This window comes from Polaromonas sp. (assembly GCF_010365105.1).
Taxonomy (GTDB): domain Bacteria; phylum Pseudomonadota; class Gammaproteobacteria; order Burkholderiales; family Burkholderiaceae_C; genus Polaromonas.
The window spans coordinates 154083-179756 of sequence record NZ_JAAFGZ010000005.1 but is presented as its reverse complement, the minus strand read 5'-3'; the positions used below and the strand labels follow the sequence as shown (position 1 = coordinate 179756).

Below are 25674 nucleotides of genomic sequence, written 5' to 3'. Positions count from 1 at the left end.
CGGATAACAAAAAAACCTTTTCATCAGCCAACCAAGCCGATCCGGCGTGCCGCAAACGTGGCTTGTGCACGACTGCTTACCTGCAGCAGGACAAAAACGGACTGGACATGGCCACGCACGGTGAACTCAGACAGTTCTAGACGACGGGCAATTAGCTTGTTAGACAAACCTTCACACAGCAGGTCCAGAACTTCGCACTGGCGCGGTGTCAGACGCGGCTTGGCGTCCCCCTCGCTGGCACTGCTGTGCGGAGTTGCCCCGGCTGGGACGGGCAGGTGACCTGCCAGTGTTCGGTAAATGACCTGGATAATTTTTTCTGCCGTGTCGGCTTTGGACACAAAGGCGGCTGCGCCGCGCTGCAGCGCCAAGCGTGCAGTGGCCGGATCCAGGTCCGAAGACAATATGATCAAAGGCACCTTAGGCCAGCGCTGTTTCAGCAATCCAATGCCCTCTAACCCGTTCACACCTTGCAGTTGAATGTCCAGCAACACCAGCGCGGGGGGCTCTATGCGCCCGCGCACTGCCTGCTCCAGTGACGCCGCTTCCAGCACCTCGACATGTGGCAGGTAACTTTGTAGCACCAGGCGCATGCCAGAGCGAAACAGGGCGTGGTCGTCAACAAGAAGGATACAAAAAGATACCATTTCTAATTTAACCACCGCATGCAACGCTTGCCAAGCAGTCAATTTTGACCATTAACCCATAAGAACAACAATTCTTACATTTTACAGAACATTAAAAGATGTTCGAAGCCACCTCTGATTGGTTGGACAGAAAGTAAAAAGCTCACCTCAATTTGTCCACGGACTATTTGACGAGCTCGTTCGGTGCCTTAACGGCGACAGGCCTGTCAGTGACACGACCAATGGCGTGAGGCGCTGGGGAAACGCTGTAAACGCCGAATCGATCACGGGCACCACCAAGACCGACAACATGAACGCAAAGAACGGCGGCACATGGGTGTCCAACAGCTGCAAGGCCACGACCAATATTGAACTGATCGCTGATGCCGGGCTGACCGCCGCAACGCTGACAAGCACCATGTCAAGCATCGATCTTGAACTCTGAAGTGGACTCCTTGAGTCAGGACAGACTTGATGGCAGTTCAAGTTGCACTCGACTTCTCGCGGCTGGACTGCGCTGCCCCGGTTTTTGCAATTGGTATTGCTGACTCACTCTGAATCCTGACGTCCTCAATCTCCGTCACGCTGGAGAGAAGCGCAACCGTGAGTCTTTCTTTGGCCCGGTATTTATCCACGATCATCGCACCGCCCCCGTTTGAAGTCTTGTGATCCTCCTGCGGGGTTTGATTTCCCAGGGACTGGTGTGGGTACTCGGTGTTGTAGAAGGCAAAGTATTTCGTGAGCCCAATCAGCAGCTCGCCCATCGGGCTATAGCCGTTAAGGTACACGTCTTGGTGTTTGACGCTCCTCCAAAGCCGTTCCACAAAGAGGTTGTCGTAGGCCCGGCCACGGCCGTCAATGCTGATGGCGATGTCCTCGCGCTTGAGAACGCCCGTGAAGACCTCGCTGTTGAACACCTCAGGCTTGCCATGCGCGCGTAAGGCATCTTCCAGGCAGTCCACGCAGAAGGCCGCTTCCATGCTGTTGCTGATGCGCCAACTGAGCACCCGCCGGGAGAACCAGTCAATCACGGCCACCAGGTAGGCAAAGCCTCTGTGCAGCCTCACATAGGCGATGTCCGTACTCCAGACCTGATTGGCCCGCACCACAGGCACCCCACGCAGCAAATACAGGTACACCTTGTGCTTTGGGTGAACTGCGCTCATGTTCGGTCCTGGCGCCATTTCTGCCAGGAACATGGAGCGCATGAGGCGCTGTACCCGCTAGCGGTTGACCCGGTGGCCACAGAGAAGCAGGTACACCACCATATTGCGGCTGCCATAAAACGGATGGCGCATGTACGCCTCATCAATCAGGCGCTTGAGCACTTCGTCAACCTCGACGAACTCCATCGGCCGGCGCTTGACATAGACGGTCGTGCGCGATACGTCGGCCAGCACGCACTGGCGCTTCTGCGTGATATCGGCATGGGCGCTGATCCAACCGCGGCGGATCATGGCAGGCTGATCCCGGACTTTTTTTGAGCCAGTCGAGCTCCATCTTCAATCACCCGATCTCGCCGTACAGCCTCTAAGGCGCACTCTCAGCCGAAACCGGCTGTGGCCCGCGCTTGCCTTCAAACAGGCTTTTGGCCTGGGCTTGGATCTCGCGTTTCCATTGCCCGACCTGCACCGGATGAACTCCATATTCCTGTGCAATCTGATTGATGGTCTTCATCCCGCCGAGCGCCTCTAGCCCCACCTTTGCCTTGAACTCCGGCAGATGAGATTTTCGCTTCTTTGATTCCGTCATGGGTGACCCGTTTCTTTAGACAGTGTCCCACTTAGACACCTGTCTTAAATTCCGGGTCCATTTCACTACGCAATAAAGATTTTTTAATAAAAAACGTAACGACTCAGGTCATCAGGTGGCATCTACCCCGAGTCTGAATTTCTTTTCCACGCGTTTTTTTGGAGTGGGGTGGGGTGGGGATTTTTGCAGTGTTGGAAAAGGATTGAAGTCAATTGAAACTGCGCTTGCGGTCCAGAACAGCATCGGCGACAGCGAGCATTTGACCTCTGCCGGCCCGCATCCCAGCCTCAGCGGGAAATGAGTCATGCGCGGAACCGTCAGGATATTTCTTGCGAACAAGCTGCTTAGTTATGAAGAACATGAATCAGCATGTTTTGCGCACACCTGAACATGATAACTTGTAACTTGATGTATAGCATTTGCCGAAATTAAATCAACAGCGTACCCAGTTCGCGATACCTGGTCATTGACGGTCCTGGAGCTTTTGCGGGTGGTGGCAGAGCGGGCTTCAGAGTGCGCCAATCCCATTCCGTAGCCGGAACGACGCTTGGGCGTTCAGTCCCAACCGGTCACTATTGACTATAGATTCAAAAAAACAGGTGATGTACAAACCTGTAATCAATGTAACCAATTAAACATATTTTCGGGAATTCATTCTTCGCAAGCGGTGCGGCTCCTCAAGCCACTATTTATTCGAGAGTCAAGACGGGGTAAGCCCTGACCCGCCCCAACGCCGTTGGGTTACTTCTAACCGGGATTCCTTTTTCATGAAAACAAAACTATCTTCAGACGCAGCACGTCTCCTAACGATTCCTCTGCTGGGCCGTCGCAACCGCCTGCTGGTGGCACTGCTCGCCATGGTGGCGGCTCCTGCCGCACTGGCCAATGGCGTTGGCGAAAACATTTCCTGGCAATTCCAGACCAGCGCCGACAAGGTTAACCAGGCCGTCGTTCAGGACATGATCCAGAAGCGCAAATCGGGTTACTACAACGCGCCGAGCTACACCACCAACATCGACCGCCAGATCAACTGCAACCAGTCATCCAACGCCACCGGAAATAACAGCAGCCAGGGCGCCGCCGCCCTGTCGCCGTCCAACAGCGGCGCCACCTCCGACGCCACCGGCAATGCCAACGCCAACACAGACAGTGCTGGCGGCACGGCCAGCAACAGCCAGGGCAACAGTGGCAGTGTGGGCTCCAGCATCAAAGGCAGCACCACCACCGATGTGAATGGTTCCTCCAGCCAGGCATTGAACAACCACCAGAACAACAGCGGCACCCAAACCGCCAGTTTGGCAGGCAGCACCGGCTGCACTTTTGGCGTACTCAATTAAGCGGCGGACCCAGAAAATGATCATCAAACCCAATCACTTCGTCGCCGCTACTTCTGCAGCTTCCGCCACTGTTTCCACTGTCGTGGGTTCCTCCGGCGTGCGCCTGCTGTCGGCCGTTGCCGCCGCCGCCATGCTGGCCGGTTGTGTTTCCGCTCCTATTCAATATTTTGGCAAGCTTGAAGCCCCTGTCGTCCTGGGCCCTTCGGTGCGCGACAACGTCACGCCCATGGAGCCGCTGATTGCCTGCTTTGCCGACCATGTGGCTGCCACCGGGCGTGCGCCCGTGGTCGTGGCGGTCGGCGACGTAAAGGACTACACCGGCAAATACAGCATCAACGAAGGCAACGCCATCACCCAGGGCGGTGCGCTCATGGTCTATTCGGCACTGGGCAAGCTCAGTGGTGCCGTTCGTATTGCCGAACGCTTTGACCCCGTGATTGCCGAGCGCGAACTGGGCTACGCCGACCGCCGGCAACTCGGCGACGGCCGCAACCATGCGCTGGCCGGCGCCAACGGCAGTGCCGGCCAGAACGTGCCGTGGCTGCCTTACTTTGGCGGCACCATCAACAAGTCCGACTATTTCATCGTCGGCGGCATTACCGAACTCAACTACAACATCAACTCCGGTGGCGCCGAAGTCGGCGTCAACCAGGTCGCGCTCAAGGCGCGTACCTTCAGCCAGTCGGTTGGTGTTGATTTGCGCATCGTTGACACAAAAACACTGATGGTCGTTCGGACCGTCAGCCTGACCAAGCAGTTCAACGGCTATGAAGTCGGCTTCAACGTGTTTCGCTTTTTCAACAGCAAGCTGTTTGATATCGACATTGGCGGCAAGGGTCAGGAGCCGGTGCAGCTCGGTGTGCGCGCCGCGCTTGAAGAAGGCGTGGTGCGCCTGATTGGCGCCGTTACCAAGGTCGATTACGAGCCCTGCATGGTGATGCGTCCAGGCGCTGGCGAAAAAATCCAGACCACGCCTGCCTCGCAGTTGCGCAAGGTTGACAACCCATTGGTGGATGTTTCGGGTACGCCGGTGCAAGCCGGCCAAAGCGGCACGGCCGTCAATGCCGCCAGCCAGACCGGCGCGCCGCTGACTGGCGGCCTCCAGCAACTGCCGTTCGAGTTTGGCGCGACGGTGCTGGGCGGCGGAACGCTGGCACTGATCGACCAAATTGCAGCAGCTGCCAAAAAAGGGCCGACCGAAGTGATGCTGGTGGCGCGCGACACCGAAAGCTGGGACGGCCGCAAACGCGACGACCTGACCAACCAGCGCATTGCCTCCTTCACCTCGGCGCTGGCCAATCGCGGCATTGCGCCAGCCGCCATCAGCGTGACCTGGCGGCCTGATGCGGCTGACAGTTCGATTCACCGGGATGGCCCGGGTTTACAGGAGATCGCCAAGTTGCGCATAGGCGGCTAAAAAATTTTTGAGCCGTTTCAATCGTTTTATATCGTTTACGCAAGTCGTTTTTTGCTGTCACAGGCATTTTTAACCCGGGAATCTTTCATGAAAAACAATCAACACCACAACTGCACCGGCCGCAAGCCAGCCCTCAGCAGCATCGGCCTGGCCGTCATTGCCACGCTGATCGCCAGCGGTGCCCACGCTGCCGACACGACTTACAACTTTGATGGAACACCTGTTGCGACTGCGAACGGCAACATCACCCAGAACTTGCCACTTAACAATTCCGGCGCGGTCAGTGCAACGATTGAGAATGGCGTCGCCAGCATCAATGCCAACGGTACCCAAACCGGCAGTACTGCCTCCGTCGTAGGCAACCTCGTGGATGCCAACGCCATCGGCAACATGGCCAAACCTGTAGACACGTCGATCGACCTGTCCCTGATCAACGGCAGCGGCAACGGCAGTGGTGGCACGGGTGAGGCCACGCTGCTGCATTCCACCAACTCCGGAGCCATCGACAGCCGGGTGCTAAACAACAATCTGTCCATTAGCCTGACAGGCTTCCAGACCGGCAGCGCCGTCAACAAAGACAACACCATTTCCGCTGGAAGCGTCGCCAACCAGGGCGCATCGTCCATCGCCGGCACGGTGCCCAACGGCTACACCTCGACCACCCCGGGCAGCACGGGCGTCTCAACGGCTGGCGGCACCACAACGTCCGCCGCCCAGGGCACCGTCGTGGTGACCACGGCACAACAAACCAAGGGTGCCGCCGCCACTGCCACCGCCTTGGACAATGCCGTCACGCTGACATTAACCGCCAACACCCTGGCCGCAGCCATCAACTCCGGCGCAGCGCTCACCGGCAACACGGTTTCGGCCAGCACAAAGGGCAACAGCAGCGCCAGCACCATCGACATCCAGGCCGGTGCTGCCCCTTCGTTCACCGGTTCGGCCGTGGTCAGCAACACCCAGATTGGTGTGGACGCCGGGGCCACAGCAAACAACACCTCCTCCAATGTCATTGCGACCGTGACCGGCCCCGCGGGCGCCGGTGGCGTCACCTCACTGGGCGGATCACTGGCCGTCACCGGCAACAACATCACCAGCGCCGCCACCGGCAATGAAGCACTGGGCAGCGGCCTGTCATCAGTCGGCAACCGCATCCTGCTGGCCAACGACCTGGCGTTTACCGGTACCGGTGCCACTGCTCCAGGCGCCACCCTCAATGGCTACACCAATGGGACCGCCGTCGCGGCCGACCTGCTGATTGCCAACACGCAGAGCAACCAAGGCCCCATTGCTGGAACGACACCGGTCTTGAGCCAGACCATCGATGGCGTCGTTCGCACCAATGTGGATTCCCTGGTGAATGGCGCCATTGATCTGTCAACCAACACCATCACCTCCAGCGCCACCGGCAATGCGGCCAGCAGCGCCATGGCCAGCGGCACGGGCAGCGCGTCCTTCAGCGGCAGCGTCGCACTGGCCAACCAGCAAGACAACAACAACGTCCCCGTCACCGCGACCAATACCGGGTCCGCCATCGAGGTGAGGGTTGGCGCCGTCACCGACATCCGCCCGACGGCAGGCAACGTGCAGGCCAGCAGCGTGTCGGTGGCCGGCAACCGCAGCAGCGCCAGCGCGCGTGGAAACGAAGTGGGCCAGAATCTGTCGCTCAACGCCACCACCCTGGCGCTTGGCAACGGGACTGCCACATTGAGCAGCCAGCCCAGCCTGCTGCAGGCCAGCGGTGCCGCCACGGTCAGCAACCGTCAGGTCAATACCGGCGCACCGGTGTCTGCTTCCAACACCGCCTCATCGATTGGCCAGTTCGCCGGCACCGTCACCGGCCCGTCGCTGTCGGTGAATGGCAACACCCAGGAAGCCGTGGCGCTGGCCAACAACGCCTCGAACCAGCTCACGCTCGCCGGCACCACCGTGGGCAGCGGCGCTGGCATCTTGAGTTTGCAGCGGGTTGACGGAGGCGACACTCCTGTCCCCGCATCCTTCGTCAATGCCACGCTCGACGGCGCCCGCGCCTTCCTGGAAGCCGGAAATGGCAACCCGCTAGACAGCGTCACGGGCAGCACGCTGGCGTTGACCAACAACCGGCAAAACGCCATCGGCTACGGCAACCTGGCCGACAACGCCATGGCTGTCTCGGGCACCACGGTGGCCGCACCCGTCACCTCGGGTCCAGCCTCCACCGTCGCTGTCAACTTTGGCATTTCCAAAGCGTTGAGCGGCAGCGTCGCGGCTGCTCAGGGTGTTCTCAACGACCAGGCCGTGCTGTCCGACGTGAGGGCCCGCGCCCTCAGCAGTGGCGCCTCTGCCGAGGTCATCGTGACCGGTCCCCTGGGCAACAGCTCGGTCCTGAACAATGCCAACACCCTGGCTTCCGAGGCCTACGGCAACTTTGGCACAAGCGGCCTGACACTGAACGCCACCAACCTGACCAGCACCGGCTTTTCTTCCGTTGCCAACGTCACGAACCTGCAAGCGGTGAACGCGGGTGTTACGGCCCAGGCCTCCACCGGGGCGGTGGCCCTGACCACCATCACCGGTTCGGTCGGTTCGACGGCACCTGACATGGTCTCCAGCGTGACGACCTCGGGCAACCGCATCGACGCGCAAGCCAACGGCAGCCGCGCCGTCAATGCGTTGAACGTCCAAGCCACCAACATCGCCACCGCCGCTGCCACGCCGCTCGGTGCCTCGTTGTCCGGTAATCTGGGCTCCGGTAATTTGAGCACCAACGCGTCGTTCAGCCTGCAAAACGCACAACTGGGCGGCGGCAGCGTGACCGCCACGCTGCGTGACCCTTCCAACAGTGCCTTGCCGTCCGACGTGCGCATTGCCATCAGTGGCGATGTGACGCGCTCGTCCGTGGCCGCCGACAGCAACGCCGCCAGGGCCTCGGCCACCAGCAACAACGTGTCCAACACGCTGGCCATCGATGCCCTCAGCAGCCTGGCCAGCAGCAGCGCGCTGCAAAACGGCCAGCTCACCAATGCGAATGTGAATGCGCTGATTGGACGGGCAGGGGTGGTCGGCGTGCCATCGACAGCGTATGCCTTCAATGCAACTCCGGTCAACACAGATTTCAATGATGCGTCTTCGCCTGGTTCAACTAGTTCAGCCGGGAATGGCACTACTATTCCTTTCACCTACATCTACTCAGGGTGGGTTCGCACAGCAGACGCAGCTGCAGCAAATGTGGCTGGTTGGATACAAGGCACCGGTGCAAATAATGGCTTTTACTACCGTCAATTAAATTCAGAGAGTACTGGTACAGCGAACCCAACAACCTTTGCAGCATTCCCCTACAGCGGCACCTATGGCGGCACTCTCAGCACCCCCAACCTGGGCGGCGTGAACCTGGCCGTCGGCGGCGCGATTACCCGCTCGACGCTCTCGGTCCAAAACAACACCACCTACGGTGTGGCCCAGGGCAATGCTGCCACCAACGTCATCTCCGTCAAGGGCAACGCGATCGCGGCGGGCAGCAGCTCCACCCTGGCGACTGCAACCGATGTGTTCTCCGGGTCACAGGCAGTGGTTGCCGACCACGCACTGTCCAACTCCCAGGGGGTGGGGGTTGCGGGCGCCCAGTCCATCGACAGCAATGTCTATGGCCGCTTTGCCATCGATGCCCAGCCGGGCGCGGCCATCACCCGTTCCTCGCTGAGCGTGTCGGGCAACAGCCAGATGGCCGAGGCCCGGGCCAACATCGCCAGCAACAGCCTGGCGCTTGAAGGCACCGGCGTGACAGCCGTGTCCGCCCTGCAATCGGTGCAGTCCAGCGGTGCGGCGGTCAGTGCCTTGTCTAACGTGAGTCTGTCTGCTCCGGGCGCGGTCACCGACTCCAGCCTGCTGCTGTCCAAAAACAGCAACATCGCGCTGGCCGTCATCAATGACGCGACCAACAGCCTGACGGCGACCGGCAGCCAGGTCGGCACCGGCCGGGTGGCAAGCATCAACAATGGCGGGACTTCGGCCGCCGTGGTGACGGCCGAGCAGCTGCTGGCCAATCAGCAGAGGTCAACGACCAGCGTCAGCAGCACGGCCACCACCAGCCTGAGCAACCAGGAAGCCCTTGCCGTCAACACCGGCGGCGCCATCCGCAGCACGCTGTCCATTGTGGACAATACGACAGCCGTGGAGGCAACGGCCAACAAGGCGTTCAACATGGCGGCCATCACGGGAACGGCCAGCCAGACGGCCAGCGTGGCGCTGCGCAACCTGCAGGACAGCAGCTCTGCTGTGACGGCCAGCGCCACCACCACGGCCCGCATCGCGCTGGCTCCAGCCTCCGGTCTGGATGCGCTCAACAGCGGCAGCGCGCTGCTGGATGGCAACAGCACGACCGCACTGGCTCGCGGCAACACCGCCAGCAATGTGCTGAACTCGCTCGCCGGCAGCGCTTACGGCTCGGCACTCGGCGGGTCCGTCGTGTCGGGTGGCGCTGGCATGGCCGTCAGCGCCAACACGGGCATCCTGAACAGCCAGACCAACAGCGGTCCGGTGTCGGCTTCGAGCACAAGCGCGAGCTACCAGGTCGCGCTGAACTCGACGGGCTTGGCAACCACCGGCAGCAGCGTGGGCGTGACCGGCAACCAGGTGGCTGCGCAGGCCTATGGCAACAGCGCCGTCAACCAGCTGACGCTGAACGCGCTGAACACCGGCACGCCAACGGCGGCGGTGGGCAGCTACCAGAGCAACAGCGGCGCAGTGACGGCAACCGTCAGCAGCGTAGTCTTTGGCGCCGGCATCACGGGCGGCATGACGGGCAGCACGGCGCGTGTCAACGGCAACCAGATCACGGCCACGGCGGTCGGCAACTCGGTGGTGTCGTCCATCCTGGCCCGTTAAGCCGTTACTTTCTGGCAGGTTTCCCTGCCCGCCAGAATTTCAGCCCGCGCCGCTTTTGCTGCGCGGGCTTTTTTTTGGGTGTCTTGCGAAATTCTCTGGCGCAGCAACAGCATGGCGTTGTCTGCGCCAGGCATCGGCTTGTCAAGTCGTCTTAATTTTCAAGATAAATCGGCCTTTTGCGCAGGCTGCATAAACGTAAGCAGCTATTAAAATAATAGTAAAAAAGCGCATATATTGACCACGGTGTCGCAGAGGCCATCGGTCATAATTCAATTTTTCCTCGATCAAAAAAACAGGGAGTTGGCAGCGCATGAACCATTTCATCATCGGGCTGGGCGGCACGGGCGGCAAGATCATCCGCGCCCTGCGCAAAAGCCTGTACCAGGAATTCCACGGCAGCCCGATTCCCGACGTGGGCATCGGCTACCTTTATGTCGATTCGTCCAGCGAAATGATGTCCATTGACGACCCAAGCTGGAAGACGCTGGGCACGTCGGTGCAGTTGCCCAAGGCCAGCCAGCTGCTCATCACCGACGCCAACCTGACCTCGCGGCTCGACAACCTCGACAGCTACCCCGGCCTCAAGCACTGGCTGGGAAGCCCCGAGGCATGGCGCGACATTTTGAACAGCATCGTCGGCGCCACGCTGGGCGGCCAAAAGCGCCGGCTGGGGCGTTTTTTGTTTGCCTGCAAGGCCGGAAACTACCGCGAACAGGTGCAAACGCAGGTCAAGCTGCTGCAGCAAAGCGGCGAGACCGACGTGACCTTTCACCTCGTGCTGGGGCTGGCCGGCGGCACCGGCAGCGGCAGCGTGATCGACGCGGTGGCGCAGCTGCGCGATCTGTATCCCGACTCGCGGCGCTTTCGCATCCTGGTCTATGCGCTGCTGCCCGACGCCTACCCGCATCCGAACTGGGACACCGGCAACTACCACGCCAACGGCTTTGCCGCGCTGACCGAGCTCAACGCCCTGTCGGTGGGCGCCTACCAGCCCTACGACGTGACCGGCGTGAAGGAGCGCCTCACGCTGAATGACCCGTTCAACGGCTGCTTCGTTTTCAGCAACGAGAACGAGAACGGCCTGACGGTCGATGTGGACCGCGACTTGCCGGGCATCGTCGCCGACTTTTTGTACCAGAAGATTGTTGCCGTTCACAACGTCAACTGGGCGTCGCTGGGCCGCATGGAAAACGCCGAGAACGGCGACGGCTCGCCCGAAACCGCGCCGCAGGGCCGCATGCCCGAACGCTCCAAGCGCTTCCTGACCTTCGGCATCAAGCGCCTGGCGATTCCGGAAGAGGAAATCAGCGAATACCTGACCTACAGCTTTGCCCGGCAGGCGGCGCTGCAACTGCGTTTCAACCACTGGCAGCCGTCGTCGGGCTTCATCGACGAGCCGCGCAAGCAGGATTTTCACGAGTTCGTGCAGCAAAAGGAAACGCAGCAGCGCTGGCTGCTGTCGGACGACCACCTGACGCTGGCGCTCGGCATCCTGCCCGAGGACGTGGCCAACAAGCGCTGGAAATCGTTCACCGGCGAATGGGAGGCGGTGATTCCGAACTTCAAGTCGCTGGTGCGCGAACGCGACCGCGCCACCTGGCTCGACGAGCTGACCAAGCTGTGCGAAAAGCGTTTCCAGGAGGACTACCGCACGCTGGGCGTTCCCGGCTTTTACCGCACCAAGCTCAAGGCGCGCAAGGATATGGCGCGCGAGATTCGCAGCCGCATCGAGCAGGAACAGGTCAATGAATGGAAGGTCGGTGCCAAGTCGGCGTGGGACGTGTCGCGCCTCCTGATTGCCCTGACCGAGACGCTGGACGAACGCCTCAAGGCCTGCGACGAAAACGTCGTGCGTGCCCGCAACGCCGAAGAGGAAGCCCAGTCTCGCGTGTTGGGCAACCTACAGAAATGGTCGGGCATGAGCCTGCTGTCCAGGCATTTGCTCGGCACGCCCGACAGCCTGCTGGACGCGCAGGGCGTGCATTTGCAGGAAATGTATGTGTACCGCACGCGCGCCGAGGGCTGGGGCTTTGCCAAGTCGCTGCTGATCGAGGTGATTGCCGAAATCACCGACCTGAAGGGCGAGGTGGACCGCGTCGCCAACACCTTGCAGCAGGCGCTGAAGAAGTTTGAGACCGGCATTCAGGCGCGGCTGACCGATGGCGGCTCGGGCGACCTGCGCCAGCATTTGATCCGCTTTTACGACCCGCTGCAGGTCAAGGCGGTCAGCCGCCGGCTGGTGCTTGACGAGGCCGAGCAAAAGACGCAGACCGGCCGGGTGCGCGCCGCGTTGGTCGACAAAATCGGCCCGGACGGCGGCTTTGCGCAGTTCAACCAGCGCGTGCCCGAATCGACCTTTCTCGATGTGCTGGAAACCGTGTGCGAAGACAACGCGCGCATCGCGCACCAGAACCTGGTGCAAAACCCCAAGGAGCGGCTGCTGGGCATGTCGATCATCGACAAGCTGCGCGACCGCTACGGCGCCGACCCGCAGGAGCTGAAAAGCTACGTCAGCGACCTGGTCAGCCGCGCCGGCAATTTCATGGCGCTGGAGCCGCTGGAAATGCACCGGGCCGCGCCCGGAATTCCGGTCGGTGTGCCGACGGCCATCAGCAAGTTCACCGTCATCCTGCCCAGGGCGCCGGAGCAGGCCGAGTTTTCCAAAGGGCTGAAGGACGCGCTGCGCGAAGCCCGGACCGGCGACGTGGAAATCATCGAGTCCGACGGCCGGCCCAACGAGATCACGCTGGTGTCGATCACCAACCTGTTGCCACTGCGCTACCTGAAGCCGCTGAAGTTTCTGGAAGAAAAATACCGCCGCCGCATCGACACCGGCGGCCCGCGCGCCCGGCTCGAACTGCACACCGAAGGCGATGGCAGCGCCTGGCCGCGCCTGTTTGTTGCCTCCAGCGCCGAAGTCAGGGTGCAGGCGCTGCCCTACCTGCTGCTGGCCAAGGCGCTGGGTTTCATCCACGAAGGCAGGAACCCGGCAACCGGTGCCGATGAAGTGCTGCTGCTGACCAAGGATGCCGACGGTTTCGACAACGACCCGGTGGCGCTGGGCAAGAGCTTTGTCGCCAGCGCCGAGGGTATCGACCTGGACACGCTGCACACCGTCAAGTCGGTGTGCAACGCCATGCTGGCCGGCGCGGCCTACCAGCACCAGGACCGGCGCCAGGAATTGCAGCGTGCCATCCTGGCCGAGGTCGAGTCGGTCAAGGCCGCGCAAGGCGGCAATATCCAGGACGAAACCTACCGCCGCTTTCTGGACGCCGGGCGGCGCGCCGTGGCCATCCTGAAGGGCGAGGCGGCTTGACCGCCTTTGGTTTTTGCAGCTTTCTGTCACCACACAAGGAAATTCCCGATGGCATCTTTCACCGGAAAAGCCGGCAAGTGTTCGAACTTTGGCAACTGTTCGCTGGCCGATGCGCGCACCACGATCGAGGTGCCCAACGGGCAGGATTTCGTCTGCACCGAATGCGCCAAGCCGCTGCTGCTGATGGACGACGGCCCGCAGGGCGGCGGCAACTCGAAGGCACTGGCTGTTGGCGCACTGCTGCTGGTCCTGCTGCTGGCCGCCGGCGGCATTGCATGGTCGCTGATGTCGGGCAAGAAGGCACCCGAGCCAGCGCCGCCGGTAGTTGTGGAGCAGCCCCAGGCACCCCAGGCGCCGCAAGCGCCCAAGGCCGAACCGGCTGCCCAGCCGCCGGTCAGCGGCAATTGTTCGGTGTCCGATGAGCGCGTCGGCCTGTGCCGTCGCCCGGCCCCCTGAGTCCTTTTAATTTTTCCAGAGGGTTACCAAAAATGAACCAGCTTTCCAAAAAATGGACGCCCGGCCTGATCATCCTGGCCGGCATTTGCGCTGCTGCTGCCGCGCTGCCGGCCCGCGCCGAAAGCATCGTCACCGGCGGCAAGACCGGCACTTACTTTGCCATCGGCAACAACCTGCGCGAGTTCGTCAATCCGGCGCTGGAGGTCAAGGACTCCAAAGGCTCGTGGGCCAATGTCGAAGACATGAGCCGCACCAAGGGCGTGACACTGGCCATCGTGCAGTCCGATGTGTATTCGTCGTTCATCCAGCTGCGCGATTCGAAGGACGTGCCAGACGCCACGCGGCGCGAATACGCACAACTGCTCGCCAACCTGCGCGTGTTCATGCCGCTCTACAAGGAAGAAATTCACTTTATCGTGCGCAAGGACGATCCGATGGAGTTCATCCACCAGATCAAGGGCAAGGCGTTGTGGATGGACGCCGAGAAAAGCGGCACCTACCTCACGGCGCTGAACATCTACAGCAAGCTGTTCCAGGAGCGGCCCAATGCAGTCGAGCCCTTCATCAACACCACGGCCACCGGCGAGGACGAAGGCACGCGCCGCCGCCGCTCGGCGCTGATGTCACTGAGCGATCCGGCGTATTACAAGGACTATCCGAAGGTGGACGTGATGGTGCTGGTGGGTGGGCAACCACTGAGCCTGCTGGAGAAAAACATGCCGCCCAACCTCAAGCTGCTGAAATTTGACCCCACCCAAGCCGGCGCCGCCAAGGTGCTACAGGATTACCAGAAGGCGGCGATTCAAAAATCCAGCTATCCGCTGCTGAATATCGCGGGCACTGAACTGCCTTCGCTGGCAGTGGACTCGTATCTGATCACGGCCAATTTTGCCGACCCGCAAAGAAACCAGTTCATCAAGGACTTCGCCGACCAGTTCTGCAGCAAATTTGGCGTACTGCAGGAGCGCGGCCATGCCAAATGGAAGTCACTGAGCTGGCAACCCGGCTCAAGCCTTCCGCCGCTGGCTGCAGGGTGGCAGTATTCGGACAAGGTCAAGACGGAGTTGGCAAATTGCCGTGGAAGCTCTGCGTCTGCCACAAGCGTCAAGCCCAGCGCCTGCAGCCCTCAGGACCGCGTCACTGGCTTGTGCCGTTGAATCTGAATGAAAAGCGGCCCTTGCGCATATCGGGCCTGCGCAAGTAGCTATTTAATTGATAGCGGCCGCCAATCTTTCCCTTTTCTGGCTTCAGCGCAGGCCGAAATAAGACAGGATGACGCCGATGATGACGACAAGGCCGACGATGTAAATGATGGTGTTCATGATTTCCTCTCTGGGATGCTGGACGCTCCGGTGCGGGCTCCTTATGAACATCGATCATGGCCGCCGGTTTGGTTGCTGCCTGTAGGCAGCGCGACTGAAAAATCGTCGGACAAATCCCTTACAGCTTGGGGGGGTGAATTTCCGCCGCTTCGATGAGAAACTGCACGCGCCGCACGCCTTTCCATTCGTTGGTATCGAGCCGGAACGCCAGCGTGACGCGCGCCGGCAGGGCTTCGGTATGGCCGAACCAGATGCCGTCCACCGGCTCTCCCTGGTGCTTGAGCTTCAGCGACAAATGCTTGTCGTCACCCACCAGGCGCTGCGACACCACCTCGACTTCCTCGCTGAAGGTCGGGGCGGCAAAGCCCTGGCCCCAGACTTCCTTGTGCAGCGTGTCGACCAGGTCGGCGCGCCGGTATTCGGGTGCCAGCGGGCCGTCGGTGTCCAGGCGCCGCGTCAGCGTGGCGGCGTCCAGCCATTCGCGGGCGACCTGCTGCAATCCATGTTCAAACTGCTCGAAATGTTCTTCGGCAATCGTGCAGCCGGCCGCCATCGCATGCCCGCCGAAGCGCAGCAGCACGCCCGGATGGCGCTTGGCGACCAGGTCCAGTGCGTCGCGCAAATGAAATCCCGGAATCGAGCGGCCCGAGCCTTTCAGCTCATGTTCCTTGCCCGGCGCCTGGCTGGCGGCAAACACGAAGGTCGGCCGGTGCAGCCGGTCCTTGATGCGCGAGGCGACGATGCCGACCACGCCTTCGTGGAAGTCGGGGTCAAAAATCGCAATCGCCGGCGGCGGCTCCTCGTCCTCGTCGATCATCGCGTCAGCCGCCAGTTGGGCCTGGTCGCGCATGCCGGACTCGATGCTGCGGCGTTCGCGGTTGATACCGTCGAGCATCTGCGCCAGCTCGTCGGCCCGTGCCGTGTCGTCGGTCAGCAGGCATTCGATGCCCAGCGTCATGTCGGCGAGGCGGCCGGCGGCATTGATGCGCGGGCCAAGCGCAAAGCCAAAGTCGAAGGTCGTCGCCGTGGGTGCCTGGCGACCGGCGGCCTTGAACAGGCTGGCAATGCCGGCGGGCAGGGCGCCGGCGCGGATGCGTTTCATGCCCTGCGCGACCAGCCGGCGGTTGTTGGCGTCGAGTTTCACCACATCAGCCACCGTGCCCAGTGCCACCAGCGGCAGCAGCGTGTCGAGCTTGGGCTGGTGGGCGGCGTCAAACACGCCGCGCGTGCGCAGTTCGGCGCGCAATGCCAGCAACACATAGAACATCACGCCGACGCCGGCGATGGACTTGCTCTCGAAGCTGCAGCCGGGCTGGTTCGGGTTGACGATCACGTCGGCGTCGGGCAGGCTGATCTGCTCGTTGAACAAGGCGGGCAGGTGGTGGTCGGTCACCAGCACCTGCAGGCCCAGCGCCTTGGCACACGCCACGCCGTCGATGCTGGCAATACCGTTGTCCACCGTCACCAGCACATCGGCGCCGGTGGCTTTCACCCGCTCGGCAATCGGCGCGGTCAGGCCGTAGCCGTCAATGATGCGGTCGGGCACCAGGTAGCTGACGTGCCCGGCGCCCAGGAGCTTGAGCCCGCGCAGCGCCACGGCGCAGGCGGTGGCACCGTCGCAGTCGTAGTCGGCCACCACGCAGATGCGTTTGCCGGCGGCCATGGCATCGGCCAGCAGCACGGCCGCTTCCTGCGTGCCTTTGAGCGACGACGGCGACAGCAGCCGGGCCAGCCCGTCGTCGAGTTCGTCGGGTCCGTGGACGCCGCGCGCAGCATACAACTGCGCCAGCAAGGGATGGATACCGGCCTGCTGCAGCGCCCAGACGCTGCGCGGGGGCACGTCGCGTACCTGGATTTTCATGGTGTGGATCTCGAATCGGTTGAAATTATCACTATGGTTTTCATAGCTGCCTGAGCACGTCCAGCGAGCGCAAAGGGCTGAAAAGGCTTGAAATTCTGGTCCACAGGCCGGTGCGGTGCGTCTCGAAGGTCTGCGCGCTGCTTTCGCCGCACAGCGTCAGCCGCACCGACTCGCCGCGCTGTTGTCGGGTCAGCAGCGCGGCCATGTCGCCCGCCTCCAACGCGGCCCAACCCTGCGCATAGCCGGCCCAGTCTTCCCGGAAAACTGCCTCCGCCAAGCTGCGTGGCGCGCTGACTGGCGCTTTAAGAAGAGGGCTGACTTGCTCCCTCTCCCTCAGGGAGAGGGCAGGGATGAGGGGCTCCCCGAGCCCGGCAGGCAAAGCCCCGGTGCCGCTGATCCAGAACGAATTGACCGGCAACTGGCGCCGCGCTGCTCGCTCGTCATTGGACGGATGCGTGTACATCAGCATCTGCATTTCATTTTGCAGCCGGCGCAAGGGCGCGGCGCTCTTCGTGTCGGGCAGCCACGCGTCCACGTTGCGCGCCAGCACCCGGTCGATCGAAGCCGTCGGCAGGCCACGAAACAACTCGCCCTCGGCCAGCCAGCGCCCCGGCGCCAAAAAATGCAGCGTGATGCCGTCGGTTTCAAAATAAGGCTGCATCAGCGCCAGCAGGCGGCGTGATTCATCTTCCTGCAGATCAAGCAGCGTAGGGTCGCTCAGCGTTGCATGCAGGTGTCCCATGGCCCAGTGGCACGGCATGATCCAGGCCCAGGCCTTGTCAACGCCGGCCTGCAACTGGTCCATCGCCTCGCTGGCAGCCCAGGGCAGCAGGCCATCCGGGGTGTCCAGCGTGGCCAGGCCCAAGGCGCGGGCCAGGGCGCGCTCATGTGGTGGCGAGAGCGATTCTGCATCGTGGGTGTCGGTCTGCACCAGCTTCATGCCCTGCAGCAGCTGGTCGAGACGCTTGAAGCTGTCGGGCGGCAGCGATTGCATTGTGGGCAGCCAGGCTTCGGCGCTGCAGGCGGCAAAGGGGATCAATAAATGGGGGGTCAAATCGGGGCGCATCGGCCTATTGTCCGGGATGCCACAATCGCTGCCATGCAAATCCCCTATGAGCTGATTTTGGGCTGGCGATATACCCGCGCCGGTCGCGCCACCCGGCGAAACGGTTTTATTTCCTTCATTTCAGGCGTCTCCATGCTCGGCATTGCGCTGGGCGTGGCGGCGCTGATCATCGTCCTCAGCGTGATGAACGGTTTCCAGAAGGAAGTGCGCGACCGCATGCTGGGCGTGATCTCGCACATCGAGGTGTTTGCCCCCGGTGGCGGCGCCCTGCCTGATCCGCAGAAAACGCTGGCCGAGATTCGCGCCAATCCGAATGTCGTCGGCGCTGCAACGTTCATCTCGGCGCAGGCCTTGCTGGCGCGCGGTGAGGACATGAAAGGCACCCTGGTGCGGGGCATTGACCCGCTGCTGGAGGGCCAAGTGACCGACCTGGCCGTGGAACTGGAAAAAACCTCGTTTCCCAAGCTCGTCAGCGGCGAATTCGGCGTGGTGCTGGGCGGCGAACTGGCGCGGGCCATGGGCGTGCGCGAAGGCGACCGAGTGACTCTGATCGCACCTAGCGGCCAGGTGACGCCGGCTGGCGTCGTGCCGCGCCTGAAGCAGATGACGGTGGTGGGCACCTTTGACTCCGGCCATTTTGAATACGACTCGGCGCTGGTCATGATGCACCAGGACGATGCGGCGAGGATTTTCCGGCTTGAAGGGCCGACCGGCATCCGCATCAAGCTCAAGGACCTGCACCAGGCACGGCAGGTGGCGCTGGAATTGTCGAAAACCCTGAGCGGCGACCTCCTGATTCGCGACTGGACGCAGCAAAACAAGACCTGGTTTGCCGCCGTCGAACTGGAAAAACGCATGATGTTCATCATCCTGACGCTGATCGTCGCGGTGGCGGCCTTCAACCTGGTCAGCACGCTGGTGATGACGGTGACCGACAAGCGCGCCGACATCGCCATTTTGCGCACGCTGGGCGCCAGCCCGAAAAGCATCATGGGCGTGTTCATGGTGCAGGGCGCGATGGTCGGCGTGATTGGCACGCTTTCCGGCCTGCTGCTGGGGCTGGGCATTGCCTTCAATATCGATGTGATCGTGCCGGCGCTGGAGCGGCTGCTGAACGCCAGCTTTTTGCCCAAGGACATTTACCTGATCAGCCGCATGCCCAGCGAGCCGCAGTACAGCGACATCATGCCGATAGTGGTCATCTCGCTGATCCTGGCTTTTCTGGCCACCATTTACCCGAGCTGGCGCGCCAGCCGCGTGAACCCGGCCGAGGCGCTTCGCTATGAATAGGTTGGCCCCCACGCTCCCCACTGCGTGTGGTTCGCTGCCCCCCGAGGGGGCCGCCCCGCCTGCGGACTGGCAAAGCCAGATCCGCGGCCGGAACTTGGATGAGAGGGGACAGGCGTGTGCTTCCTCCGAAGTTTTGAAAGATGTTGTTTCTATGCTGCCCATATCAAGCAGTTCGATGATTTCTGAAGGAGCCACTTCGCAAGAACGCGGGTCCGACTCCGACTTGCTCCCTCTCCCTCCGGGAGAGGGCAGGGGTGAGGGCCTCCCCGCATCCGTGCCACAGCCCCGGGGCGAAGTGGTGCTGCGCGCCACTGGCCTGACCAAGCGCTTCACCGAAGGCCGGCTCGACGTGACGGTACTGCAAGGCGTGGACCTGCAGGTGCATCGCGGCGAGACGCTGGCCATTGTCGGCACCTCGGGGTCTGGCAAAAGCACCTTGCTGCATTTGATGGGCGGGCTGGATGCGCCGACCAGCGGGCAGGTCGAGCTGAAGGGCCAGCTCCTTTCCAGCCTGTCGCCCGCGCAGCAGGGCGAGCTGCGCAACCGGCACTTGGGCTTTGTCTACCAGTTCCACCATTTGCTGCCCGAATTCAGCGCGCTGGACAACGTCGCCATGCCGCTGTGGATTCGCCGCCAGGACCGCGCCAAGGCGTCGGAAGTTGCCAGCAGGATGCTCGCCAGCGTAGGGCTTGAAGACCGGATACATCATCGCCCGTCCGAGCTTTCAGGCGGCGAACGCCAGCGCGTTGCCATTGCCCGCGCGCTGGTGACGCAGCCGGCCTGCGTGCTGGCTGACGAGCCGACCGGCAACCTCGACCGCTCGACCGCCGACGGCGTGTTCCAGCTGATGCTCAAGCTTGCCAGAGAGCATGGCACGGCGTTTGTCATGGTCACGCACGACGAGGCGCTGGCGGCGCGCTGCGGGCGGCAGTTGCGTCTGGTGCTGGGTAAGCTGTCTGAAGGCGGTTAACTGCGGCTGTTTTTCAATGAGCTGATAAACCTGACTGCCCATAAAAAAAGACAGGCCGAAGCCTGTCTTTTTCATCTAGCAAGCGTCAATTACTTGACGGTGGCAGCTTTCACATCAGCCTTGCCTTCGGCCTTGACGGCACCGGTAGCCGTTGCGGCATTCATTTTGTCGGCTTTGGCATCGATCTTGACCTTGTCGGTCTTGGCGGTGGCGTTGACTACAGCCTTGTCGGCTTTGGCATCGGCCTTGACGTCAACCTTTTCGGCCTTGGCATCAGCCGCTACTTTGTCTTGAGGTGCAGCAGCAGCTGCCTTGGCATGGGCTTTCGTCTTGGCCTTGGTGGCCTTGGCGTGTGCCTTGGTCTTGGTATTGCTGGACTTCATTTCAGCTTTGCCCACTTTGGCGTCTGCCTTGGCATCGACCTTGGCTTCGGACTCAACGGCCTTGACCGTGGCTTTGTCGGCCTTGGCTTCTGCTTTCACGACGGCAGGGGTGGCGGGCGTGGTGGCTGGCGCAACAGGCGCCTGGGCAAATGCGCCCGAAACAAACAGACCGGCGATCAGGGTGGCGAGTAACTTGTTCATGGTAGCCTTTAGTAAAAATCAATTGACGCAGCGGTTTTGTTGCATCTGCTCTATTAACGAAGCGCATCCCGATGCAGTTGACTGGCTTTACAAGGCCTTTGCAATTCAAGTTCGGATCGGTGCTCTCGCTTAAAGGGGGCTGCTCGCGGGCTTGACCTTCATGAACCGCTGGCGTCCTGCCGCGTTCCTGCTGGCGTGCTGCGCCTCAAGCATAATCACCGGCTTCGCGCATTGCGCATTTCGGTGGAACCTTCCGGCCCGAAGGGTATGGCAGCAGGCCCTGCCAGTGCGCCGCTTCCCGTTCCAGGACGAAATCACCCACGCATGACGGATCACTACACCACCCTTGGGCTCAGCAGCGCAGCGACGCTGGCCGACATCAAAAAGTCGTTTCGCCAGAAGGCGTCCTACTGGCATCCGGACAAAAATGCGGCGCCGCATGCCGCTGCGCGCTTTCGGGCCGTGCAACAGGCCTACGAAGTCCTGTCCGATCACGACCGGCGCCAGGCTTACGACGACAACCGCCGGCGCAACCTGCTCGACAGTCCGCTGGAGACGGCGCAGGACATCTGGCAAAACTATTTCAATTCCCTGCTTTGAAAACCATCCGCACCATGACTATTTCCCCGTTTTTCCGCAACCTGCGCACCGCCTACCGCGCTGAAATGGACGACCTGACGTTTGACTCCGACGGGCGCGACGTGCTGCGCCAGCGGCTGGCCGAAAAGCGCAAGGAAATCGGCTTTCTGGTGCAAATGATGGAACTCAGCCCTGAAATGGTAGCGGTCATTTTTCACCAGGGCCTGCGCTTCACCGAGCCTGCGGTGATGGAACACCTGCTCAGCCATGAAGCCGATGAATTCCCGGAGTGGGCCAGCGTGTGCGGCGGCATTGAGCTGACGCCATGGGCGCGCGACCTGAGCCAAATTATTTTGCAGGCTCCTGCCGGCGAGTGGTTCCTGACCGTGGCGGCGGGCCTGCAGTACATGGCGGACAAGCCGGACAATTCGGATAAGGCATTCGCCGGGCAGGACAGTGACGAAGACGACGACACCGATCAAGAGGACGACAGCGATGACATTGACGACTTCAACGACCACGAAAGCGATGAGGTGCGCGGCGACGCCCGTGACCGCAAGGAAGCGGGCGCCAGCTGGCTCGAAGGGCAGGGCTTTGACCACAAAGACTGACCGTCAGATGTATCGCTGTATGCACCGCCAGAAAACCAAACCAAGCGACTTCAAGCCCTTATGAACCACCTAGCCCTGATTGAAAAAACCCAGACCCTGATAGCCGCTGGCGACATCGTCGGCGCCGAGTCGGCGCTGGTTGAGCTGGCCGATGCCGAAGGCGACGCCGCGTTGATGGTGGTGCTCGACATGCTGCCGGCCAAGGACATCCTGGCCGTCATCCGCGAGTACGACAACTCGAAGGAATCCATCGTCAACCTGCTGGTCACGCCCGAGCAGTTCGCTAGAGCCGTGGTGATTGAAAAGCAGTACAAGGACCTGACGCGCACCCACCTGCGCGGCATGATGAATGCCATCATCTTCCGCGAGGACGCCGATCCGCTGGAGTTCATCAATGCCATTGGCGACCTCGAAGGCGGCAGCGAGGCGCTGGCCGATTACTTCACCGATAAATGGGACCGCATCGAGGCTTTTGCCTTCAACGGCAGCTTCGACGCGATGAAAGACACCGGCGAGCTGATCTCCAAGGCCGACCTGCAGGCCAGAAGCTACGAACGGCCGCAGGTTGAGCAGGACGAGGTGGCCGACCACGACTGGATGGAACTGGCCTGGCTGCTGCGCTACCAGAACCCGGACCTGTTCATCGAGATGCTGACCGTGCTGCGGGCCAAGGCGCGCGCGCATGACCTGGGCGCCGAGGACGACGAGTCGCTGGACGACGAGGACGACGGCAAGGTCGAGACCGGCGACACCGACCGGGGCAAGGCCACGCCGGCCGCTCGCGACTCGGACGAGGAATCGGCCATCTGACGCGGGCGCCCTCCGCACAGAACGCCTTGACCATGACGATGAACCCTTCAGATTCCTCCGCTCCTGCTTCCCCCGCTTCGGTGTCGCTCTACGATGCGCGTCCGTTTTTTGAAAAGGCGCTGCAGTTCGGCGTGCAGAACGGCATCCTCGACACGGCAAAACTTGACGCTATCCGCACCGACGCGCCCAAGGGCATGGTGCAGATTGCGCGCTATTTCGGCAACGAGTTCCTGCGTCCGGACATTGAAAAAGCCAGGGAACGCATCGTCAACCTGGTGAGCCTGTACCTGGAGGCTACCTGCGGCGGCGACCTGCGGCAGGCTGCCGAGTTGCTGCGCGACCATTCCTTCATGTCGCGCTCCAAGGCCGGATCGGACATGCTCAGGGCGCTGCTGGCGCTGCCCGAGAGCACCGGTTTTCATAGCATTCTGGACAGCGGCGCCGAGGCTGGAGGTCCGCCCAAAGGGCTGGCCGAATGGTCGCTGAAAAGCCTGGCTGACTACCAGGCCGAACTGTCCCGGCGCCAGCCCCTGCAGCAGGAAAAAGAAGCCGCCGTCTGGCTGGCCGGGCAACTCGGCCTGGACGCAGAGGCTTTGGAAGAGGCGCACACCCATGCCGAAGCGGTGATCCGCAGCGCCTTGCTGGCGCTGGCGACGCGGCACACCGAAATGCCCGACTGGGTCGCGTTTGAAAAAATGGTGGCCGACCTGCGCAAGAAATACCAGGCCGCCCGGGCGCGCAGCGACGCCAAGACGCAAAAGGCCGCCAGCGCCCGGGCGCAGACGCTGTCCCTCACCATTCCGCAGGACTTGCCCGATGAATTCCGCGACGTGGTGCAGGCCGTGCGCAAGTCCGTGCTGGCCGACCTGCCGCAAATCCTGGACAGTGCGCTGACCGCCCGGGCACTGTTCGCCAATGACAGTGAAACCCACCATGCGCCGCTGCTCGGCCGTTATTTCTGGCTGGAAGACATTGCCAGCGAGATGCTCCACCACGAGCAATCGGTTTCCCTTGCCTGGGACAAGGTGACAGGCGGCAACTGCGACGACGGCTCGCTTCTGACGCTGCTGGTCTGTGTGGCGGCCGGTGCCGCACCCAAAACCGTCCTGACGGAAAAAACCGCTGCAGCGCTGGTGCGCAAGATGCAAAAGCCGGGTGCCGAGCCGGGTTTCAGCCCCGCTCTGGCCAGCCAGTACATCGCTGACCATGCGCCTGTCGAGCACCAGAACGCCTACCTTCAGCTGTGGGAAGAGTTTGTCGAAGAAGCGGGCAATACGCTGCTAAGCGATTCGACCTATGCGCGCAAGGATGCGCTGGCGCTGCTGCGGCGCGAATGCCATGTCATTGCCTGAACCGGTGTGCGCAGCGCTGCCGGGTGCTTGCCTGTCCAACTTTCAGGACAATTCCTGACGCAGTGCCTCCCGGTCTGCAATGCTATGCTGCACTGCAACATAGTCGCACGCGCTTGAACCTCGGGCGTATCGCGCAAGCACCGACAAGGACGCACTTTGCTTTTTGGAAGACGCAGTCAGCAAACCATCAACCTCGCCCTGCAGGGCGGCGGCGCACACGGCGCCTTCACCTGGGGCGTCCTTGACCAGTTGCTGGAAGACGGCCGAACCGACTTCGAGGGGGTTAGCGGCACCAGCGCTGGCGCCATGAATGCGGTCGTCCTAGCGCAGGGCTTGATGACCGGCGGCCGCGACGGCGCACGGGCCGCGCTGGAGACGTTCTGGACCCAGGTGGCCAGTAGCCTGCCGTTTGAAATTGCCACATTGTCCAAAAACGGCCAGGATGTCAATCTGGTGCCGGCTTTCAAGATGATGTTGCAGTTTGCCCATTACTTTTCGCCGCACCAGCTCAACCCCTTCGATGTCAATCCGCTGCGCAAGATTTTGCTGGCGCAGGTCGATTTCGAACGTCTCCGACGCGAAAGCCCGGTCAAGCTCTACATTGCCGCGACCAATGCCAATTCAGGCAAGGTGCGGCTGTTCCGCTCGCCGGAGATCAGCGCCGACGCCATTTTGGCCTCGGCCTGCCTGCCGCAGATGGCCCGGCCGGTCGAGATTGAAGGCGAGCCCTACTGGGATGGCGGCTATGCCGCCAATCCGGCGGTTTATCCGCTGTTCTACGAATGCAAGACCAGCGACATCCTGATGGTGCTGCTCACGCCTCTGAAGCACAAGGGCACGCCGAACAGCGTCCAGGAAATCAAGGATCGGGTGCTGGAACTGGCGTTCAATTCGACCTTCCTGCGGGAAATGCGCATGTTTGCCCATGCCCGCGAATACGCCAGCGAATCGTTTTTTACTATCGGGCGGCTGGAGCGGCGCCTGGTGCGCCTGAATTTCCATGTGATCGATGCACCGGAGCAGATGAATGAGTTCAAGACCGAAACCAAGCTCGCAGCCAACATTGGGTTTTTCGAGTTGCTGAAAAATCTGGGGCGCCAGCGGGCCAAGGCCTGGCTGGAAGCGAATCATGGCGAGATTGGCAAGCGTTCCACCGTCGATCTGGCCGAATTGTTCTATTGAAGGTGAAGGCCAGTGGATTGGCCAATGGGGAAGCAGTCCATTTTTTAAAAGGAGTAGCTGTCATGAAAAATCCGTTTATGAGCATGTTTCTGAGTGGCGCCAACAAGATTGCCGGATCGGCCCGGGCCCAGGCCACGGCCGCCGTCAAGCGCGAAGCCGCCAAGAACACCCGTCAGGCCACCAAGGCCTGGACCGATGCGCTGATGCCCAAGGCGGCAGCCCCCAAAAGGAAGAAATCGGCAAAAAAGTAGGATGCTATTAAAAAAATAGCTAACTTCGCCCG

General features: G+C 61.7%; 20 protein-coding genes and 1 pseudogene. 15 read left to right on the top strand and 6 right to left on the bottom strand.

Annotation, left to right across the window (positions count from 1 at the left end; genetic code table 11):
* Window positions 1-23: 23 nt before the first annotated feature.
* Window positions 24-686, bottom strand: coding sequence for a response regulator transcription factor (locus GZ092_RS04935; protein ID WP_293634937.1), 663 nt, complete (start codon window positions 684-686; stop codon window positions 24-26).
* Between the two features lie 247 nt (window positions 687-933).
* Here GZ092_RS04935 and GZ092_RS04930 point away from each other — a divergent pair, with 247 nt between their 5' ends.
* Entirely contained in the window at window positions 934-1068 is a 135-nt protein-coding gene (locus GZ092_RS04930; protein WP_293634935.1) for a hypothetical protein, read from the top strand.
* A 178-nt stretch (window positions 1069-1246) separates the two neighbouring features.
* On the opposite strand, the pseudogene GZ092_RS04925 reads toward GZ092_RS04930, so the two are convergent.
* A pseudogene (locus GZ092_RS04925) lies at window positions 1247-2375 on the bottom strand (IS3 family transposase); the annotation flags it as partial.
* Window positions 2376-3142: 767 nt separating this feature from the next.
* On the opposite strand from GZ092_RS04925, the gene GZ092_RS04920 reads away from it, so the two are divergent.
* The 6 genes from GZ092_RS04920 to GZ092_RS04895 all read left to right on the top strand — a co-directional run bounded on the left by GZ092_RS04920 (window position 3143) and on the right by GZ092_RS04895 (window position 14921).
* Entirely contained in the window at window positions 3143-3712 is a 570-nt protein-coding gene (locus tag GZ092_RS04920) for a hypothetical protein (protein ID WP_293634933.1), read from the top strand.
* A 16-nt stretch (window positions 3713-3728) separates the two neighbouring features.
* The gene (locus GZ092_RS04915) at window positions 3729-5129 is read left to right on the top strand and encodes a CsgG/HfaB family protein (RefSeq protein WP_293634931.1); all 1401 of its coding nucleotides are present in this window, start codon (window positions 3729-3731) and stop codon (window positions 5127-5129) included.
* 87 nt (window positions 5130-5216) lie between these two features.
* Window positions 5217-9992, top strand: coding sequence for an S-layer family protein (locus tag GZ092_RS04910; protein WP_293634929.1), 4776 nt, complete (start codon window positions 5217-5219; stop codon window positions 9990-9992).
* A 310-nt stretch (window positions 9993-10302) separates the two neighbouring features.
* Window positions 10303-13308 carry a tubulin-like doman-containing protein gene (locus tag GZ092_RS04905; RefSeq protein ID WP_293634918.1) on the top strand — a complete coding sequence of 1002 codons (3006 nt, stop codon included), beginning with the start codon at window positions 10303-10305 and terminating at the stop codon, window positions 13306-13308.
* Between the two features lie 48 nt (window positions 13309-13356).
* The gene (locus tag GZ092_RS04900) at window positions 13357-13764 is read left to right on the top strand and encodes a hypothetical protein (protein ID WP_293634916.1); all 408 of its coding nucleotides are present in this window, start codon (window positions 13357-13359) and stop codon (window positions 13762-13764) included.
* Window positions 13765-13796: 32 nt separating this feature from the next.
* Entirely contained in the window at window positions 13797-14921 is a 1125-nt protein-coding gene (locus GZ092_RS04895; RefSeq protein WP_293634914.1) for a TAXI family TRAP transporter solute-binding subunit, read from the top strand.
* Window positions 14922-15011: 90 nt separating this feature from the next.
* On the opposite strand, the gene GZ092_RS04890 is transcribed toward GZ092_RS04895, so the two are convergent.
* From GZ092_RS04890 to GZ092_RS04880, 3 genes are all read right to left on the bottom strand, one after another.
* Complete coding sequence (locus tag GZ092_RS04890) at window positions 15012-15137, bottom strand: hypothetical protein (RefSeq protein ID WP_293634912.1); 126 nt, start codon at window positions 15135-15137, stop codon at window positions 15012-15014.
* Between the two features lie 67 nt (window positions 15138-15204).
* Complete coding sequence (recJ, locus tag GZ092_RS04885) at window positions 15205-16947, bottom strand: single-stranded-DNA-specific exonuclease RecJ (protein ID WP_293634910.1); 1743 nt, start codon at window positions 16945-16947, stop codon at window positions 15205-15207.
* Window positions 16948-16987: 40 nt separating this feature from the next.
* Window positions 16988-18013 carry a hypothetical protein gene (locus GZ092_RS04880; RefSeq protein ID WP_293634908.1) on the bottom strand — a complete coding sequence of 342 codons (1026 nt, stop codon included), beginning with the start codon at window positions 18011-18013 and terminating at the stop codon, window positions 16988-16990.
* A gap of 33 nt (window positions 18014-18046) precedes the next feature.
* On the opposite strand from GZ092_RS04880, the gene GZ092_RS04875 reads away from it, so the two are divergent.
* Complete coding sequence (locus GZ092_RS04875; RefSeq protein ID WP_293634906.1) at window positions 18047-19303, top strand: lipoprotein-releasing ABC transporter permease subunit; 1257 nt, start codon at window positions 18047-18049, stop codon at window positions 19301-19303.
* A gap of 274 nt (window positions 19304-19577) precedes the next feature.
* Window positions 19578-20273 carry a lipoprotein-releasing ABC transporter ATP-binding protein LolD gene (gene lolD / locus GZ092_RS04870; RefSeq protein ID WP_293634904.1) on the top strand — a complete coding sequence of 232 codons (696 nt, stop codon included), beginning with the start codon at window positions 19578-19580 and terminating at the stop codon, window positions 20271-20273.
* Between the two features lie 89 nt (window positions 20274-20362).
* Here lolD and GZ092_RS04865 read toward each other — a convergent pair whose 3' ends face one another.
* The gene (locus GZ092_RS04865) at window positions 20363-20857 is read right to left on the bottom strand and encodes a hypothetical protein (protein ID WP_293634902.1); all 495 of its coding nucleotides are present in this window, start codon (window positions 20855-20857) and stop codon (window positions 20363-20365) included.
* Window positions 20858-21181: 324 nt separating this feature from the next.
* On the opposite strand from GZ092_RS04865, the gene GZ092_RS04860 reads away from it, so the two are divergent.
* The 6 genes from GZ092_RS04860 (at window position 21182) to GZ092_RS04835 (ending at window position 25642) form a co-directional block, all read left to right on the top strand.
* The gene (locus GZ092_RS04860) at window positions 21182-21457 is read left to right on the top strand and encodes a DnaJ domain-containing protein (RefSeq protein ID WP_293634900.1); all 276 of its coding nucleotides are present in this window, start codon (window positions 21182-21184) and stop codon (window positions 21455-21457) included.
* 14 nt (window positions 21458-21471) lie between these two features.
* Window positions 21472-22047, top strand: coding sequence for a hypothetical protein (locus tag GZ092_RS04855; protein WP_293634899.1), 576 nt, complete (start codon window positions 21472-21474; stop codon window positions 22045-22047).
* Between the two features lie 60 nt (window positions 22048-22107).
* Window positions 22108-22857 (top strand): hypothetical protein, encoded by a 750-nt coding sequence (locus GZ092_RS04850; RefSeq protein ID WP_293634897.1) that lies wholly within the window; start codon window positions 22108-22110, stop codon window positions 22855-22857.
* Window positions 22858-22889: 32 nt separating this feature from the next.
* Window positions 22890-24209: a hypothetical protein gene (locus tag GZ092_RS04845; protein WP_293634895.1), complete on the top strand. Its 1320-nt coding sequence runs from the start codon at window positions 22890-22892 to the stop codon at window positions 24207-24209.
* A 156-nt stretch (window positions 24210-24365) separates the two neighbouring features.
* Window positions 24366-25391, top strand: coding sequence for a patatin-like phospholipase family protein (locus tag GZ092_RS04840; RefSeq protein WP_293634894.1), 1026 nt, complete (start codon window positions 24366-24368; stop codon window positions 25389-25391).
* A gap of 62 nt (window positions 25392-25453) precedes the next feature.
* Window positions 25454-25642 carry a hypothetical protein gene (locus GZ092_RS04835; protein ID WP_280757760.1) on the top strand — a complete coding sequence of 63 codons (189 nt, stop codon included), beginning with the start codon at window positions 25454-25456 and terminating at the stop codon, window positions 25640-25642.
* Window positions 25643-25674 lie beyond the last annotated feature (32 nt).